Raw genomic sequence first — 18,465 nt, 5'->3', positions numbered from 1 at the left:
ATAAAAAAGCCGCATATGTTGTTATACGGCTTTTTATTCCACTCAATAAGATAGGTGTTAAACAAGCCGATTAGTATTTATTTTCTACACGCCAATCATCTACTTCACGCTCTGCGTCTTCTTTGCTATGACCATAGCGTTCTTGTACGCGGCCTACTAGTTTATCGCGGCTACCTTCGATGTGAGTGAGATCATCATCTGTAAGTTCAGCCCATTTCTGTTTAACTGAACCTTTCATTTGGTTCCATTCGCCTTTTAGAGTATGTTCGTTCATTATATTATTCCTTTTGTTGAACTTGTTGCGTGTGGTTTATTTCTTAATAATTATCTTAGTTTCTATTTCGCAATATCAACTAATAGCAATACTATTTAATTTTTATTCTGTTCATATTACACAAGGATAATTAATTAGTTCTCAATTCCTTGTGATATTAAATATAGGATTTTTTAATCTAGCTGTCTGTATATGCTATGTTTATAGTGTTACTTAATTATAGTGAGCGTTTACTAAGTGTTATATATAGAGCTACTGTAGTAGTACCACGTAAAACGCGTTTGCTATATGTGATAGTAATTTCCTTTAGCTAGTTGTTTTCTTATAAATATTAAGAAAATATATTATTTTATAAAAAGTATTTAGAAAAATAAAAAAGCAGATACTCAATTTTTGAGTATCTGCTTTTTTATTAATTTTTAAATCAGTTAAAATTCATCTCGCTGAATATTTATTTAAGTAGTAATGATAGCGCTTAGTCAGTTTTCTTATTCGTATACGATCAGAAATTAGTGAGAAAATTGGTGAGGTATTTGGTTTAGACGATTTTCCTTGGCCCATATGCTGTAGTTGTCGTTTGATGACGGCCATTGTAGCAACCGCACTTAAGGTCTTATCCTTCCAGCGTACCACAGGGTTATGAGCACTGAGCGAACTATCATTCTTCCAGTCATTTGGTAGAGAAGGGTTCATGGCCAATGCTGTTCCCATACCGACCACGTCAACTCCTTGAGATAATACTTCTTCCGCAACAGCCAACCGTCTAACGCCACCTGTCGTCATGATAGGCATGGTAGCGACTTGAGCAATCTCTTTTGCAAAGTCTAAAAAGTACGCTTCTCGTTGCAACGTGCGACCATCTGCTGTACTTCCTTGCATGGCTGGGCTTTCATAGTTGCCACCTGATAGCTCAACCAAATCTACCGCTAATTCATTCATCGCTAAAACAACCACTTTAGCATCATCTGCATCAAACCCTCCACGCTGAAAATCTGCTGAGTTTATTTTCACAGCAACTGCAAAGGTAGGCGCAACTTGAGCGCGAATGGCTTTGATTACTTCAATCAACAGTCGCATACGATTTTCGATTGAACCGCCGTATTCATCTTTACGTCTATTGGTGAGCGGTGATAAAAATTGAGAAATCAGATAGCCGTGGGCTGCATGAACTTGCACACCATTGAAGCCAGCTTGTTCTGCTTTTACTGCGCTATCAGCGAACCGCTGTATCAGTTGCTCGATATCTTGCCGTGTCATCGCACGTGGTTTGCCGAATAGACGAGAGTGCTTGCCCAAGTCGACAGCCACATCTGAAGGGGACAGCACATCACCGCCCATGGCAGCATACACTTGACGGCCAGGATGGTTAAGCTGCATCCAAACCTGCGTATTATTATATTTGGCAGCATTTGCCCATGCCTTAAAAGGCGCTATCTCACTGTGTTTGTCTAATACGACACCACCAGGTCCTGTCATAGCACGGCCATCGATCATCACGTTTCCAGTGATTAACAGACCTGTCCCGCCTTTTGCCCAGTTTTTATACAGACGGAGTAGAGTAGGGCCAGGGATTTGACCAGCATCCGCCATGTTTTCTTCCATAGCAGCTTTCGCTAAGCGGTTGGGTAATATGGCGTTACAAGGCAGCGTTAAAGGGGAAAAAACAGGTGAAGTCATGATAGCGGCCTAAAAATTATTGTTTTGTGAAGCACGAGTTCTACTATGGGTTTGGCTATAGACATATGGTTTAAATGACTATAACCTTATAGCTAAGATGATAGCTGTCGTTAATTGACCGTCATCATCACATTTTTTTGGCACAATAGCACCTAAGGTAAATTACTGGTGTGTCGATTTAATTATCTATCGAATAGGAACATCTCTGCATTGAATGTATTGACGCAAAATTTGACAGTCCCAGTAGAGTCCAAACGTGAGATGGCGAAGGCCAAGACTCGGCGTGCGTTGTTAAAAAGTGCCTTGCGATTATACAGCTTGGAAGGTGCTCAAGGCATGAGTATGAATAAAATTGCCAAAGGTGCAGGTATTGCACAGCCGAGTTTTTACAATCATTTTGAGAGTTTAGAAGCGTTACAGAATGAATTGAGTGCCCAACTAAAAGACAACTATCTGTCACCGATGCGACTGGCATGGGTCAATATGCTCAAAGATTATGATGTCTTGAGTAAAGATCAGTTTAATCAGCAATGTCGACAATGTCTGATTATGATTTTTGATTCTGCATTTGAGAATATCGCGCTGTTTCAGCACTTGCTTGAAGATCGTCCTAGGTTTAGTGACAGTATCGAAAGCCAGTCTTCACTAAACAATGGACTGGGCAATCTGATTACTGAAATACAAAAAGAATGGACAGAGATATTTATTCAAGGATTGCAGTTATCTAATCGTTCTTGCGAGCGCAGTGCTGTCAATCTATGCGTTGACATGGCGGCAGCACAAGTACATGAGTTGATATTGGGCTGTCATCAGCAGCGTTACTCAAGACAACAAGCGATTGCCACATTGAGTATCAGCTTTGATGCACTGTTCGCCAATTTTTTGCACGGAAGCAATACTGGTCAGTAGTGATAATAAGTAAAAAATATTGTCATGAAATCTAGAATTAAAAAACAACACAGGGAGAGTGACTATGGCCACAACCACGGCTGCACCAACGTTAGGCGAAACGCAAACGCATTTTAGAACGTGTACATTGTGCGAGGCAATGTGCGGTGTCGAAATAAAACATGATGGCGAAAAAGTCTTGTCGATCAAAGGGGATAAAAATGACCCCTTTTCACAAGGTTATATTTGTCCGAAAGCCACCGCTCTGCAAGATTTGCATGAAGATCCTGACCGTTTACGTCAGCCTGTAGAGAGAACGGCAGATGGTTGGAAGTCTATCAGTTGGTCAGAGGCGTTGGATAAAGTTGCTGCAGGTATTCAGTCCATACAGCAAAAGTACGGCCAAAATGCGTTGGGCGTTTACTTGGGTAATCCTAACGTACACAACATGGGTGGTATGTTGACCATCAAACATCTGCTTAACAGCTTAAAGACGCGCAGTCGTTTTTCTGCCACCTCCATTGACCAGTTGCCACATCATATTATTAGCATGCATCTATTTGGTCACATGCTACGTATTCCAGTTCCTGATGTAAACAACACGCAATACATGCTTATCATCGGTGGCAATCCGTTGGCTTCTAACGGCAGTATTATGACTGCGCCAAACATGCGTCAAAAGCTAAAAGATATCAAGGCTCGCGATGGTAAGGTGGTAGTAGTTGACCCAAGACGCACAGAAACCGCAGACATCGCTAGCGAACACCATTTTATTCGTCCAGCGACAGACGTATTGCTACTCTTGGCTATGCTCAATGAAATCTATGCGCAAGGCTATGCCCAGCTCGATAGCAGAGCGGCCGCCTTGGCACCAGAGATAGATAGGCTTGCTTTGTTCGCTGAACAATATACGCCTGAGTCAGTAGCAGATATCACGGGCATTACCGCAGCCGAAATCAAACGTATCGTCAAAGAGTTTTGTGAAGCAGAAAGCTCAGTTTGTTATGGCCGTATGGGTATTTCAGTACAAGAATTTGGTTTGCTTAGCCAGTACTTATCTATGGTCATTAATATCGTCACGGGCCGTTTAGATGAAGTGGGCGGATTGATGTTCCCTAATCCTGCTGTCGATGTTGTGAATAGCTCAGGCCCAGGCTATCTGGGGAAACGTCATAGCCGCGTGAGTAACTTGCCAGATTTTAATGGTGAATATCCAGTGGTAGCGATGGCGGATGAGATGCTGGTAGAAGGGGAAGGCCAACTAAAAGGTTTTGTCACAGTCGCAGGTAATCCTGTCCTTGCGACGCCAAACGGTGAAAAGCTGGACGAGGCATTATCACAACTAGAGTTTATGGTTTCACTGGATTACTTTGTGACTGAGACCAGCCGCCATGCCAATATCATTTTGCCACCTGTATCACCATTAGAGCGTGACCATTATGACATTACCTTTAACGGTTTTGCTGTGCATAATGTCGCCAAATACTCTCCTGTTTTGTTTGATAAAACAGACGATACCAAACATGACTGGGAAATTTATCTAGAGCTGGCAGACCGCTTAGACAAAGATGCGCCAGAAGCAACACAAAAAGAGCGTGCCGCGACAAAAGCATTTGGTCCTAAATTTTTGTTAGAGCAAGGTCTAAAATATGGACCTCATAAAGATGTGACATTTGAAGCACTTGTCGAAAATCCGCATGGTATCGATTTGGGTCCGTTGCACCGTATGTTGCCGAAGGCTATCAAGCACGCCGACAAACAAATTCATCTTCATGTTGATTTTTATCAGTCAGATTTGGTTCGTGTTAAAGAAATGGTGCAACAGTACAATAGTGATGAGATTTTGCTAATTGGTCGTCGTCATGTACGTAGTAATAACTCATGGTTGCACAATAGCCATCGTTTGGTAAAAGGTAAGTCGCGCTGTACGTTGATGCTGCATCCAAAAACGGCAGCGCAACATGGCATTGCAGATGGTCAAGATGTTAGAGTGACTTCTCGAGTGGGTAGTGTTGTCGTTGCAGCAGAAGTGACGGATGAGCTGATGCCAGGCGTGGTCAGCATCCCGCATGGTTTTGGTCACGGACGCAAAGGGGTTAAACAAAAGATTGCCCAAGCGCATGCAGGTGTCAGCGTTAATGATTTGACCGATGAGACGTTAATTGACCAATTGAGTGGTAATGCTGCAGTCAATGGTGTACCTGTACAACTAGAAGTATTGAATATGAGTGCAGATAGTGTATCTGCTGCTACAGAGACCATAGCGGAAGGTGCACTAGCATAAAGGTAAATTAATTTTTGAGAAACAAAAAAGAAGGTGCTTATATAAAGTGAGCGCCTTCTTTTTTATAGATAATCTTAGAGTATGTTGTTTTCTCTACTATCTTATTAGATTAAATACTCGTACCCACGAAATCAAAATCCACGTTAGGGGTTTCACCTTGGATTAACAAGCTCAGGGCTTTTGCAGAGCCGCAAGAATGCGTCCATCCTAATGTACCATGCCCCGTATTGAGCCATAAATTGTCAAAAGTGGCTGAAGCGTTATGACTACCGTGCTTGACTTGACCGCAGTGTGCGCGACCAATCAAGGGTACGTTTGACGGGGTCATAGGGCGCAGTCCTGTCCAGTATTGCACAGAGTTTGCGATGATGCCTTTTGGAAATAACTGCTGCACACGGCGAGTAATGGCCTCACAGCGTGTGGTATTTAAGTCTAGGTTATAGCCATTGAATTCTGCTGTACCAGCAACTCGCAATTTGTCACCCAGTCGTGAAGTGACCAGTTTAAACTCATCATCAATCAGACTGACAAAGGGTGCTAAGTGCGGCGCACGCGGATTTACCGTATACGTAGCCGAGTAACCTTTTGCTGGAAAAATAGGCACATGGATGTCTAATGGTCTTAGTAGAGGTACGCTATAGCTGCCAAGCGCGACCACATGGCTATCGGCAGTAAAGGTCTGCGCGTTTTCACCTTTTGGACGGATGGTAATGCTATGTACATGCGGACGGGCAGAGGCAGCATCAGTATTGAGCGCTAAAATCTCGGTATCATATAAAAACTGTACGCCAGCATCAATACAGCGCTGTGCTAAACGCTGGGTAAATAAATGCGCATTGCCAGATTCGTCACGGCTGGTATAGGTCGCTCCAGTGAGCTTATGCGCAATTGGGTAGAGCGCTGGTTCTAAGTTGACAGCATTATTAATATCAATCACATGACGCTCACAACCAAGCACTTGCATGCGTTCAGTTGGCTCGATAGCGGCATTAAACTCTGCCTGATTAGTATAAAAATGCATAATACCGCGTGTTTGTTGCTCGTAGTCGATACCGATATCCGCGCGCAGTTGTTGTAAAGTATCTCTGGAATATAGACCTAAGCGCACCATTTGTACGAGATTGGCATCGGCTCTATCAGCGCGGCACTCTTGCAGAAATTGCATGGCCCATTTGAGCTGTGCTTTATCTGCCCGCAATCGGTAGAGTAGAGGAGCATCTTCTTTAAACAGCCATTTGAGCGCTTTCATCGGGGTCGCAGGATTGGCCCAAGGCGTGGCATGTGAAACAGATACTTGACCGCCATTGGCAAATGACGTCTGCATACCTGCTGCTGACTCACGCTCAATCACAGTCACATCATAACCTGCTTGACGTAGATACCATGCGGTGGTTACGCCCACCACGCCTGCTCCGAGTACCGCAATATGTGCCATAGGATTCTCTATGCTCATGTTAATTATGACGGTAGCTCTATATTAAACTACCCCCACCTTTGCTGCGTCACTTGCTTGATTTGATTTCTATTTTTACTTAGGACGCGCAACATCTACCTGTAGAGCAGCTGGCAAGTCCAATATGCTCAATTCGCTTTCTGCCAATTGTTCAGGACGTGCCACGACCAAAGCGGTGAAGCCTTCATCATTTTTCATCGCATTGACCACTTGGATTTTATCGATCTTGTCACCTGCGCTTGGTGCTTCACCGGTGCCTTGCACATAATGCAAAAATGCTTTGGGCGCAGATTTAAAGTAGATGCGAGCGATGACTTCTTGACCCAAATAGCAGCCCTTATCATAGTCCATACCGCCGCGCTGATGTAGACGCAGCTCTTGTGGTTGGAACTCGCCTTGAGTCGCGGCCACGATCCAATAATTACCAGTGGCTAGGCTGCACGCTATCCAAGCCTGTGTATCTTCATCGGTATTATGGTCATCTTTATGACTAAAAGTTGGCTCATCTGCTAGCACGCAAGGATAAATTGCTGCTGGTGCACTGGTTTTAAATTTAGAAAACGCTCCGTACTTATTAAGATGTGCTTGTAGAGAATCAGCACAATCAGCACTAATAACCACATCATAATGTTTTTCTGCCCGTTTTTTGATCCAGATACCAAACTCGATACGGCCTTTTAGGTTACCGATGGCGGCTGCCTGATAGCTGAGCCCGAGCTTGGTAACGTCACAAGTTAATTGCCCTTGCAAGAATTTTTCGGCGTCCTCGCCTTGGATAGTTAATTGCGAAAACTGCGGTACGGCTGATAGATTTGAAGACTGAGTCATTGTTATTATCCTTCTGATAAGAGCTTACTTATTAATAATATAGTGGGTAAATCGAAGTGATAAAAATTTATATGGTCGCTTTTATCATTGACAGTATTTATGTACATAAATCTAAATGAGGCTAAGAAGAGTACCACAAAAAACCCTGCCATAAAAAACGTCACTAATAAGCGATGAGTTAAGTGTTAAATTGGGCATAGGGTTTGATTTTCAACCGTACAAATTGGTTAAAGATGGTGAGTTACGGTACAATATCAGCTCTACAATGAACTTAATATACAACGGCTGCCGAGGAAATAATGAGCTTACCAAATTGCCCTAAATGTGATGCTGAATATACGTATGAAGATGGTGCGTTACTAGTATGTCCTATGTGTGCTCATGAATGGACGGCGGCTGAGACTGATGCAGCACTAGCTGAAGAGCAAGATGCAGTTATACGTGATGCCGTTGGCAATGAACTGCAGGATGGTGATGCGGTGACTGTGATTAAGGACCTAAAAGTCAAAGGCTCTTCAATTGTGATTAAAGTAGGGACAAAAGCGAAAAGTATTCGCTTGTTGCCAGATGCGACTGACGGTCATGATATTGACTGCAAACTTGATGGCTATGGCCCAATGAAGCTTAAATCGTCTGTCGTCAAAAAAGCTTAATAGCAAAACCTGCTTGAAAGATTTGATAATAAACAAATATAAAATCAACGACAGTATAAAAATACATCAGCTATAAGATATACAATTTAGCAAACATAGCGTTTATAAAACATATAACCTACAAGTAGAGAATAACTATGAGCACTAAAAATGACCAGCTCTTTGCGCAAGCCCGTAAACATATCCCAGGTGGTGTCAACTCGCCAGTTCGCGCCTTTGCAGGAGTTGGTGGTACGCCAATCTTTATGCATCGTGCCAATGGCAGCAAGATTTATGACACCGAAGACAATGCCTATATCGATTATGTTGGTTCTTGGGGTCCAATGATTTTGGGTCATGCGCACCCAAAAGTCATCGACGCGGTAAAAAAAGCAGCTGATGACGGTTTGAGCTTTGGCACACCAACGCCGTTTGAAACGACTGTCGCTGACAAGATTTGTGACATCGTGCCGAGCGTGGAAATGATTCGTATGACCAGCTCTGGTACAGAAGCAACTATGAGTGCGATTCGCTTAGCACGTGGTTATACTCAGCGTGACAAAATCGTTAAGTTCGAAGGCTGCTATCATGGGCATTCAGATAGCCTGCTCGTAAAAGCGGGCTCTGGCATGCTTGATATTGGTGAGCCAACGTCAAAAGGTGTTCCAGCTGACTTTGCCAAACACACAATTACGATTCCTTATAATGATCCGCAAGCGATTAAGGACTGCTTTGAGAAATGGGGTGAAGAAATTGCCTGCGTTATCTTAGAGCCTATTGCTGGTAACATGAACATGGTTATCCCAACACAAGAGTTTCATGATACGTTGCGTGCAGAGTGTACGGCTAATGGCGCAGTATTGATTTTTGATGAAGTGATGACAGGCTTCCGTGTTGGTCTGGGCGGCGCACAAGCCCACTTCGGTATTACTCCTGACTTGACTTGCTTTGGTAAAATCATTGGTGCAGGTCTACCCGTTGGTGCTTTCGGTGGTAAAAAAGAAGTCATGTCTTGCATCGCCCCACTTGGCGGTGTCTATCAAGCTGGTACGTTATCAGGTAATCCGCTAGCGATGCGTGCTGGTATCGCCATGTTTGAAGACTTAACCGCAGAGGGTTTCTACGATAAGTTAGCAGCGAAAGTTGATCGCCTAGTAGACGGTTTCCAAGCAGCAGCTGACAAACATGGTATTCATCTACGTACCAATAAGCTTGGCGGCATGTTTGGCATGTTCTTTGTTAAAGACAGCGCAACCGAAACGCCAAAAAACTTCGATGACGTGACAGAGTGTGATATGGACGTATTTAATACTTTCTTCCACGGTATGCTAGATCGCGGTATTTATTTGGCACCGTCAGCTTATGAAGCGGGCTTTATGTCTATCAAGCATAGCGATGAAGATATTGATGCGTCAATCAAAGCAGCTGATGAGATATTTGCAGAAATGGCAAAAGCATAGCTTAGCCACTTAAGCTATTAGCTCGTTGAAAAGTTGCAGTCTAAAAAACCAGCAAGATCTTCCTGTGGTCTTTGCTGGTTTTTTTGTTTATTGATCTCTTGTTTATAATCATATTAGAAATGAGATAAAGTATTTTCGAAGATTGTTTGTATAGCGTTTAACGTGACTGATACTTATACAGTTCTTGCCTGGGCGTCCGAAAAATAGACAATAAGTTATGATATTCTGAGATAAACTCGGACAATCAAGCAAGGATGCAAACGAATGAATACCAGCACTTCTAGCAGTACCACGCCACTATGGCAAGCCACTTACGACCAATACGGCCTAGACAACAATTTAGATGTATTAGACGGTAAGCAGAATCTTCTTGACCTGCTGCAACCAAAGATTGAGCAACATAGTGAGCTACCAGCTTTTAGTATGGGTGCGGCGACGCTCACTTTTGGGCAGCTAGATATTGCCAGTCGACGTTTTGCTGCTTTTTTACAAGCGCAAGGTATCGAGAAAGGCGATCGCATTGCGGTACAACTGCCAAATATATTGCAGTATGCCGTAGTGCTATTAGGTTGCTTACGTGCAGGTGTGGTACTGGTCAATGTCAATCCCATGTATACCCAATACGAATTGGCACATCAGCTCACCGACGCTCAAGCCTGTGGTCTAATTGTGCTAGATGGTATGAGCACTGCTTATGAGCAGCTAGATAACACAGTTAAAGCGCAGTTAAAATGGGTGGTCAGATGTTCTATAGATCCTAGCGTTGCTGGTAATGACATTGCCTTGCTTAGTCAAATTGCCTCAGTACAATCTGCGAACACAGATGAGCAAACACGTGCTTCAGCTGAATCGACAACTGAGTCATCAAAGCACAACATAACGTTTGCGCATATTATGCAAGCTTATGACTCAGAAGCGTTCAAAGTCGTTACGATTGAACGTGAAGATTTGGCTTTATTGCAATATACAGGCGGTACCACTGGTAAGCCAAAAGGCGCCATGCTTACTCATTACAATGTCATGGCCAATGTCTGCCAGTGCTATGCGATGTTTGGTACAACGATTGAAGCCAATCGTAGCGAGCAGATTAAAATACTCAATCCTTTGCCGCTTTATCATATTTTTTCATTTACGGTCTGCGGCTTGCTTGGTCTTTATGGTGGCTGGGAAGATATCTTGGTCACCAATCCACGCGATATCGATGGTTTAGTAAATACCATTGAACAGCACCGACCTCACATTATCCCTTCAGTGAATACATTATTTATTGGCATGCTGCATCATCCAAAATTTGCTAGTCTAGATTTTAGTCGTTTAGCCTTATCTATCGGTGGCGGCACAGCAATTATCAAAGCAGTCTCTGATCAATGGCAACAAGTCACTGGCATGATTATTAGTGAAGGCTATGGAATGTCTGAGACGGCGCCCGTTATTTCTTTTAATCCGTCTGGCATTACAGAGTTTAATGGCAGCGTTGGATTGCCGCTTGCTTTGACAGATATTCATATCATTGACGAAAATGGGAACACGTGCCCAACAGGTACACCGGGTGAGGTCTGTATAAAAGGGCCGCAGGTCATGCAAGGTTATTGGCAGCGAGATAATGCGGATACTTTTACTTCAAATGGTTACTTTAGATCAGGTGATATTGGTGTTATGAATGACGAAGGTTTTTTGACGCTCGTTGACCGCAAAAAGGATATGATATTGGTGTCAGGATTTAACGTATATCCCAATGAAGTAGAAGCTGCGTTGACTGAACATCCTAAGGTGCTCGAAGTCGCTGTAATCGGGGTAGCAGATGACCATAGCGGAGAAGTGCCAAAAGCATTCGTAGTAAAAAAAGATGCGAATCTCACCGTAGAAGAGCTACAGGATTTTGCGAGCAAGCGTCTAACTGGTTATAAGCGTCCACAGTCCTATGAGTTTATCGATGAGCTCCCTAAGACGGCGGTCGGCAAAATTTTGCGTAAAGAACTGCGATAAATGAGCAGTGTATTTCACTTATAAGAGTGACATCGAGATAATTCTTAAAATAAACAAAAACAGGGCTGCTATTTTTAGCAGCCCTGTTTTTGTTTATTTAACTTATATGATGGTTAATTTTTATCGCGCTTTATCAAATTTACGATCTCGCAAGCTTAGATTGCCTCGTAGCACATCGCTATACATACGAAAATCGCTGATAAAGCTTTTCAATGGAAATTTAAAAGAAGCGGGTTTGTTCTTTTCAAAGAAAAAATGTCCAACCCATGCACAGGCATATCCAGCGGCAATGCCCTTTACCAAAGGCTTAGCTGAGCCAGCTTTGACAGACTTTGCCAGTCCTAATAAGCCAAAACTACTGCCTGCGAAGTGCAATCGTCTGCAAGCCATATTTTGATGCTCATCTAAGTAAAAATCATAAAATGCTTGCTTAGACGATGTTTCAGTTTTTATCATGTCTTTTTTAGCGCTACTGGTAGGGGTTTCAGTATTTTGGGTAGCGTCTTTTGTGGTGGTCTGATTCATGTGACTAGCTTCCTTGCTGGTGAGTTTAAGAGCCATCAATCACAGATATTTTCAACCAAATAGTTAACGGTTTATAAGGTCAGCTATACGGGTAAAAATTCTGTAAATAACGGTTTTTTATGATGATATTGACAGCTTTCAATGTAGCAAACCGATATGAGTAACACAAGCGCTAGATGCTGAGGTGATGCCTGTCAGCTCATAGGTTACTTCCTGATGTTTCCGCTACAGTTTTGCATTGCTTGCGAGTGGTTGGTATAAATGCTTTAATGACGAAATTGCCCTGATTTTTGTGGTTACTACTTTTTTCTATACATGTGATTTTATAACTATATAGCACGTGATTTTGGTAAACTATCCACTCTCTCTAACACGGTGACGACTTGTCCTATGCCTATTGACTACCTTACGAATCCGCCAATTGGCGATGATGAAATGATGGCAGCCATCGATATTGGTTCCAACAGTTTCCATTTAGCTATTGCTCGTCTTGACCATGGGGAAGTGCGAAAAGTAGTCTCGATGTCTGAAAAGGTACAGCTCGCTGCAGGCTTAGATGAAAATAATATTCTAAGTGCAGCCGCTGAGCAGCGTGGTCTCGATTGTTTGAGCCGCTTTGTAGCGCGTTTGGATTCAGTACCACCAGAGCGTATTCGTGTGGTCGCGACCAATGCGTTGCGTCAAGCCAAAAACGCCAACGACTTTATTTCTCATGCCAATAAAATTCTACCAAAACCTATTGAGATTATCGCTGGACGTGAAGAGGCGCGATTGATTTATTTAGGTGTGTCGCATACCAATGAGAGTAGTGATAAACGCTTGGTTATGGATATTGGTGGCGGTTCTACAGAGTTCATTATTGGTCAAGAGTTCAACCCATTATTGACTGAAAGCTTACAGATGGGCTGTGTTTCTTTTACGCAGAAATTCTTCGCTGACGGCCTGATTACCAAAGAAGCTTTTAGTAGCGCGATTTCAGGTGCGCGCAAAGAAGTCTTAGCAATCAATGGCCGCTATCAAAAGACGGGCTGGAGCAGTGTGGTTGGCTCAAGCGGCACAATCAAAGCAGTGCGTAATGTCCTCGTATCTAAAGGTTGGGCTGATGAGCAAGAACGCATTACTTATAAAGGCGTTAAAAAATTAGAGAAATTGCTGATTAAGATTGGCAATATTGATGACATCGATTTAGAAGGCGTCAAAGAACATCGTAAAGCGGTATTTCCTGCTGGCGTGGCAGTACTGCGCGCGGTGATGAAAGTGTTGGGCGTTGAAACCATTACTTATTCAGATGGCGCGTTACGTGAAGGTGTTATGTACGATATGCTTGGCCGTTTTGCTAGCGAAGATGTGCGTGACCGTAGTGTATTGGCACTAATTAAGCGCTATTCAGGGGACAAAAAGCAAGCCAAACAAGTGGTAAAAACCAGTCGCCATTTATTTGAACAAGTGAAAGATCAGCTGAGGCTAACCAATGATGATTGCGACTTGCTCAGACGTGCTGCCTTTTTGCATGAGATAGGGCTAGCGATCAGTCATAGCAGCTATCATAAGCATAGTGCGTATTTGCTTGAGTATTCTGATATTCCAGGATTTTCGCAAGTCGATCAAAAACGTATGGCGCAACTGATGCTTAATCATCGTCGCAAGCTCAAAGCCGATATGTTAGATCAAACCTGTCAGATCGGTGGCGATCAGTTGGTTTATCTCTGCTTGCTGTTGCGTCTCGCTGTACTGGCACATCATAGCCGCAGTGATTATGCGCTACCAGAGCTAGAACTAAAAGTAGTTACTGAAAACAGCTGGCAAATAACTTTAGCCGATAGTAGTGAGCATTACGCGTTCTTGCTCGCAGATTTGCGCACTGAGATTGACCAGTTTGCCAAATGGGGCATACAGCTTAGCGTTATTGAAGCTCAAGAGGCTGAGTCACAAGAGGTTGAGCAGTTACCATTGTAAGTATCGAGTTAAAGATTAACGTAACAAAAGCGGCGTTGTCGATAATGTCATGCCATATAAGATGTGCTACTATAGCTCCTATTGAGTTTACAACTGTACTTTCATTATCTGAACACGGATAACGATATTATTCTTAAACATAAATACATTAAGTATAATTATTAAAGGGAAGCGTCTATGAGCACTGTCTGGGATAGTGTGCAGCTTGCACGACACGCCAAGCGTCCATTATTTATGGACTATGTTAATCAGCTTTTTACCGAATTTGACGAGTTGCATGGCGACCGTGCTTTTGCCGATGACAAGGCCATTTTAGGCGGTCTTGCGCGTTTTGATGGTCAGCCTGTAATGGTAATTGGTCAGCATCGTGGTCGTAGCACCCGTGAGCGTATTGCTCATAACTTTGGTATGGCCAACCCTGAAGGCTATCGTAAAGTGATTCGTTTGGTCAAAATGGCTGAGCGTTTTAATATTCCGGTGATGACCTTTGTGGATACCCAAGGTGCTTATCCTGGTATTGGTGCAGAAGAGCGCGGACAAGCGCAAGCGATTGCAGAGAGCATCGCTGTATTCTCTAGCCTGAAAGTGCCTGTGATTGTGACTATCATTGGTGAAGGCGGTTCAGGTGGCGCATTGGCAATTGGTGTTGGTGATAAAGTAAATATGCTACAAAACAGCATTTACTCAGTGATCTCGCCAGAAGGCTGTGCTTCTATCCTATGGAAAACCGCTGAAAAAGCGCAGGATGCCAGTGAAGCGCTGAAACTAAACGCCATTAACCTTTATGAATTGGGTTTGATTGACGCTGTTATCGAAGAGGGTGAGGGCGCACATGTGCAGCCACAACCTGTGATGAATGCCTTAAAAGCACTGATTACTGAACAACTTGATGAAATCAAAGATTTAGACCCTCAAGAGCGTTGTGAGCTACGCTACGAAAAGCTAAAGTCTTTTAACTCAGAAGTGATGTTGCCTGCTTAATTAGTTGCTACGGCGCCTTTATTGTTAAGCCACCTAATAATGGACTTTTCATATTAGAGTCTAAATCTTAATGCTAAAATAAAAACGTGTCATTTAATGGCGCGTTTTTTTATGGCTGTTACTATGTAAAGCTCTTAATATAAAACTTTTAACGCAAGGCAGTAATTAACACAGGTGCTCACACATCGGCATAGTAATGAATATATTATCACCTAATGACTAAGGTTAGTTATGACCAGCAGTGCAATCATTTCACATCCTATTAAATCAATTGCCGATTTGCCAGTTGATGAGACACTAGCAACCGCATTGTTGAGTAGTATGTCTGAGTATATTGATCAGATGCATGGTCGTCGTCTTTGGCTAGCATGTAGTGGTGGGCGTGATTCATTAGCGCTTGCGGCGCTGTGTGTGCAGCTCTATCGACAAGGTAAATTACTATGTTTGCCGCAGCTGTTACATGTCGATCATGGGCTACAAGCGGATAGTCAGCACTGGGCCAAGCATGTTGCCAATTGGGCGCAAGCGCAGCAGATATCTTGTCAGATTTTACAGGCACAAGTGAACGGACATGATGAGCAGGCCGCTCGGCAAGCACGCTATAATATTATGCGGGCTTATATTAACCAAGACGATGTATTGCTATTAGCACATCACGCTGATGACCAAGCCGAAACGGTGTTAATGCGCTTGATTCAAGGCGCTGGGGTTAACGGTCTTTCAGGTATGCAGACATGGCGAGTGCAAACGCAAAGTGATCGGCGCAATGTGCTGTGGCGACCTTGGCTCACTGTCAGGCGCGCCACTATCAGCGCCTACGCCAAGCGCTTAGAGTTACCTTATATAGATGATCCTACTAATGACAGCGGCGATAACGTACGTAGCGGTTTACGCCGCGATATTATGCCGGTATTGGCTACGTATAACCCCAATGCCATTGACAATATTGCTCGAAGTGCGCAGCTATTGAGTGAAGCACAGTCAAGTGTCAGCGCTCAAGCCGCTACAGATTTGAAGCAGACAGCAGTTATTTCATTACAGTTATCATCTGCTCAGCAAGTCCTAAATATTGATGAGCTACACAAACTACCACTGTATCGTCAACGTCAATTATTACATTACTGGCTCGGTCAAGATGAGCCGTTACCACCGACTAAGCAACTCGTCGATGACGTACTAACTCTCAGTCAACGTGATGACCAAGATCATCAAACAGAACTGTTTTGGCAAGGTCGCAAGCAATCCTATACCGTTCGTCGCTATCGTCAGAAGCTCTATCGTCTGAGCAGCGAGTGGCTATCTTGGCTCAACGTACCGCTGATCGAGCAGGTGCTACCATTATCTAAACTGACTTTATCTAACAATTTATTTAGTCATTCAGCTGATAATAGTCCAATCTCACTCATCGTACGTAGTAGCGATCGTTATATTTGGAACTTGCAAATAAAAGCAGGTGCGCTGAAACAAGTGCTAGAAAACAGGGCGGACGGTATAGCACAGCAGGCAGTGTTGAAAATAGCGCCGCTAGACCGTACGCAACGGTTAAAAACTGAGATGGCTACGCGCCCACAAGCAGGTAAGAAGCTGTATCAAACGCTCGGGATTCCATTATGGTTACGAGACAGCTTAATGGTGGTCAGCATCGCTTTTATAAACGACTTCGAGGGTGAAAGTGACATACAAACTGATACTCCTCTGTTAATAGTATCGCCATTTGAAAGTTGGCTTTTGAATTCTGAGCAGATGGATAGCCATATTAAAAACGAACAATTGGCTGAGTACATTAAGAGCGAGCTTGCTCTAAAATAGAAAGTATCAAAATTTTGATATTTGTTTACTGACTCATTGATTTTTATCAGGTTGATGTCAGTTATGACATTTTGAATTTATCAAACGGCGGTAGTAGCAGTATGATAAACTGAGTGTCGTTTTACATATCAGTATGTTAAGTTGAATACCTTTGAATTTTGTGACTAGGAGACAAGTATGTCGGTATTAGATAATAAAAAAATCAGTTTTATTGGTGGCGGAAACATGGCACAGGCGCTCATTAGTGGGCTTGTGGGTTGTGACATCAAGCCAAATCTAATCACGGTCGCCGATCCTAGCAGCGATGTACGTGAGCAATTAGCTGCCAAAGGTTTAAATACTGTTGATCCAATGGCTGATCCAAAATCTGCTGTAATCGATGCGGATATCGTGGTGCTAGCAGTCAAACCACAGATGATGAAAGTGGTGGTAAGTGCTTTTGCTGACGTACTAGACACTCAATTGGTCATTTCAGTAGCGGCAGGCTTATCGACTGATCTTTTGTCAAACATGTTAGGCGGATATAGCAATATCGTCCGTGCAATGCCAAACACGCCTTCTATGATTCAGATGGGTGCGACGGGCCTTTATGGTACAGATAATATCTCAGCAGAACAGAAGCAGCTAGCAACGGCCGTTATGGAAGCATCAGGTTTGGTCATGTGGGTCGATGATGAAGAGCATATGCATGCAGTCACAGCCGTCTCAGGTTCAGCACCAGCGTATATGTTTTACTTCATTGAATCGATGGTCGATGGGGCAGTTGCACTAGGGCTAGATAAAGAGCAAGCTTCAGCGCTTGCTATGCAGACTATGTTGGGTGCTGCAAAAATGGCGATGAACAGTGATGATGCACCAGCTGAACTGCGCCGTAAAGTGACTTCACCGAACGGTACGACTCAGGCAGCAGTTGAGTCAATGCAAGCCAATGAAATTGGTCGTCAAATCGGCGAAGCCATGCAAGCTTGCTATGATCGTAGCCAAGCGTTAAGTGAAGAGATGAGTAAGTAAACACTGACAAGGTGTGTTGTGAGTGATAACTGACGTCACGCCTTATGTAATCATCAGCATCTGATAATGACATTTGTCATCCTAGAATCTGTTAATATTGTCACATTGAGTAGCACTTCATGAACAACATGTTATTTCAAGTTTTTGATCTGGTCACCACATTCGCTATGATGCTGGTGTTTATTCGTTTTATGTTGCAGTTTGCGGGAATGGATGCGAGCAATCCGATGATTGCGCCTGCTTATAAAGCGACGCATATTGTCGACGTATTCGGGCGTATTTTTCCGACTGTTGCACAGGGCCGTATTAGTATTGCTGCTATCGTGCTGATGTTTTTGATTCGTCTGATTGATATTTCTGGAAAGGCAGCCTTGACGCATAAAGGTATTGCGCCTGTACCGCTATTTTTTACAGGTACGACTAGCCTATTGTTAGACTTTTTACGCATGTGTCGCTATTTGGTGATTGGTTCTATCATCGTTAGTTGGATTGTGGTGTTTACCAGATCTGAGCATCCGATTATTGGTATCATTATGAGCTTAGCAGAGCCGATACTAGAGCCGTTTCGTCGCATTACCCCAAATTTAGGTATGCTCGACTTATCACCAATGGTTGCTTTCTTCGCATTTTATTTACTAGAGATATTCATCGGTGGTTTGGCTGCGAGTGTGTTACCAACGTTGGGTTAAGCCTAATATAAT

The 18,465-nt window shown here is 43.3% G+C and carries 15 protein-coding genes; 10 read left to right on the top strand and 5 right to left on the bottom strand.

All coding sequences use genetic code 11. The features are described 5' to 3' along the window. Window positions 1–70: 70 nt before the first annotated feature. Together ACT3QN_RS04590 and ACT3QN_RS04585 are read right to left on the bottom strand one after the other, a co-directional pair. A complete protein-coding gene (locus ACT3QN_RS04590) occupies window positions 71–274 on the bottom strand; it encodes a CsbD family protein (protein ID WP_444519895.1) in 204 nt (67 codons plus the stop codon). 435 nt (window positions 275–709) lie between these two features. Next, the gene (locus ACT3QN_RS04585) at window positions 710–1,951 is read right to left on the bottom strand and encodes an NADH:flavin oxidoreductase/NADH oxidase family protein (RefSeq protein ID WP_444529073.1); all 1,242 of its coding nucleotides are present in this window, start codon (window positions 1,949–1,951) and stop codon (window positions 710–712) included. 210 nt (window positions 1,952–2,161) lie between these two features. On the opposite strand from ACT3QN_RS04585, the gene ACT3QN_RS04580 reads away from it, so the two are divergent. Next, window positions 2,162–2,860: a TetR/AcrR family transcriptional regulator gene (locus ACT3QN_RS04580; protein ID WP_444529072.1), complete on the top strand. Its 699-nt coding sequence runs from the start codon at window positions 2,162–2,164 to the stop codon at window positions 2,858–2,860. Window positions 2,861–2,924: 64 nt separating this feature from the next. After that, window positions 2,925–5,123: a molybdopterin oxidoreductase family protein gene (locus tag ACT3QN_RS04575; protein ID WP_444529071.1), complete on the top strand. Its 2,199-nt coding sequence runs from the start codon at window positions 2,925–2,927 to the stop codon at window positions 5,121–5,123. Between the two features lie 109 nt (window positions 5,124–5,232). On the opposite strand, the gene ACT3QN_RS04570 is transcribed toward ACT3QN_RS04575, so the two are convergent. Then, complete coding sequence (locus ACT3QN_RS04570) at window positions 5,233–6,558, bottom strand: D-amino acid dehydrogenase (RefSeq protein WP_444529070.1); 1,326 nt, start codon at window positions 6,556–6,558, stop codon at window positions 5,233–5,235. 93 nt (window positions 6,559–6,651) lie between these two features. After that, complete coding sequence (gene ygfZ, locus ACT3QN_RS04565; protein ID WP_444529069.1) at window positions 6,652–7,404, bottom strand: CAF17-like 4Fe-4S cluster assembly/insertion protein YgfZ; 753 nt, start codon at window positions 7,402–7,404, stop codon at window positions 6,652–6,654. A gap of 299 nt (window positions 7,405–7,703) precedes the next feature. Between ygfZ and ACT3QN_RS04560 the strand changes: the two genes are divergently transcribed. The 3 genes from ACT3QN_RS04560 to ACT3QN_RS04550 all read left to right on the top strand — a co-directional run bounded on the left by ACT3QN_RS04560 (window position 7,704) and on the right by ACT3QN_RS04550 (window position 11,482). After that, complete coding sequence (locus ACT3QN_RS04560; RefSeq protein WP_427566095.1) at window positions 7,704–8,057, top strand: zinc ribbon domain-containing protein YjdM; 354 nt, start codon at window positions 7,704–7,706, stop codon at window positions 8,055–8,057. Between the two features lie 137 nt (window positions 8,058–8,194). Next, window positions 8,195–9,496, top strand: coding sequence for a glutamate-1-semialdehyde 2,1-aminomutase (hemL, locus tag ACT3QN_RS04555; RefSeq protein WP_444529068.1), 1,302 nt, complete (start codon window positions 8,195–8,197; stop codon window positions 9,494–9,496). A gap of 264 nt (window positions 9,497–9,760) precedes the next feature. Next, a complete protein-coding gene (locus tag ACT3QN_RS04550) occupies window positions 9,761–11,482 on the top strand; it encodes an AMP-binding protein (protein WP_444529067.1) in 1,722 nt (573 codons plus the stop codon). Between the two features lie 120 nt (window positions 11,483–11,602). Here the strand turns inward: ACT3QN_RS04550 and ACT3QN_RS04545 are convergent, their stop codons facing one another. Continuing rightward, window positions 11,603–11,938 carry an Mpo1-like protein gene (locus ACT3QN_RS04545; protein WP_444529077.1) on the bottom strand — a complete coding sequence of 112 codons (336 nt, stop codon included), beginning with the start codon at window positions 11,936–11,938 and terminating at the stop codon, window positions 11,603–11,605. Window positions 11,939–12,397: 459 nt separating this feature from the next. Between ACT3QN_RS04545 and ppx the strand changes: the two genes are divergently transcribed. The 5 genes from ppx (at window position 12,398) to ACT3QN_RS04520 (ending at window position 18,453) form a co-directional block, all read left to right on the top strand. After that, complete coding sequence (gene ppx / locus ACT3QN_RS04540; RefSeq protein WP_444529066.1) at window positions 12,398–13,963, top strand: exopolyphosphatase; 1,566 nt, start codon at window positions 12,398–12,400, stop codon at window positions 13,961–13,963. 177 nt (window positions 13,964–14,140) lie between these two features. Then, window positions 14,141–14,944 (top strand): acetyl-CoA carboxylase carboxyltransferase subunit alpha, encoded by an 804-nt coding sequence (locus ACT3QN_RS04535; RefSeq protein ID WP_444522629.1) that lies wholly within the window; start codon window positions 14,141–14,143, stop codon window positions 14,942–14,944. A 231-nt stretch (window positions 14,945–15,175) separates the two neighbouring features. Then, on the top strand, window positions 15,176–16,753 hold the full coding sequence (gene tilS / locus ACT3QN_RS04530) for a tRNA lysidine(34) synthetase TilS (RefSeq protein ID WP_444529065.1): 1,578 nt from the start codon (window positions 15,176–15,178) through the stop codon (window positions 16,751–16,753). 177 nt (window positions 16,754–16,930) lie between these two features. Beyond that, entirely contained in the window at window positions 16,931–17,764 is an 834-nt protein-coding gene (gene proC, locus ACT3QN_RS04525; protein ID WP_444529064.1) for a pyrroline-5-carboxylate reductase, read from the top strand. A gap of 119 nt (window positions 17,765–17,883) precedes the next feature. Beyond that, the gene (locus ACT3QN_RS04520; RefSeq protein ID WP_444529063.1) at window positions 17,884–18,453 is read left to right on the top strand and encodes a YggT family protein; all 570 of its coding nucleotides are present in this window, start codon (window positions 17,884–17,886) and stop codon (window positions 18,451–18,453) included. Window positions 18,454–18,465: the final 12 nt, after the last annotated feature.

The organism is Psychrobacter sp. AOP7-C1-14 (assembly GCF_052376135.1).
Lineage (GTDB): Bacteria > Pseudomonadota > Gammaproteobacteria > Pseudomonadales > Moraxellaceae > Psychrobacter.
Note: the sequence above shows the minus strand (reverse complement) of the source record. Positions and strands in the feature narration are given on the sequence as shown.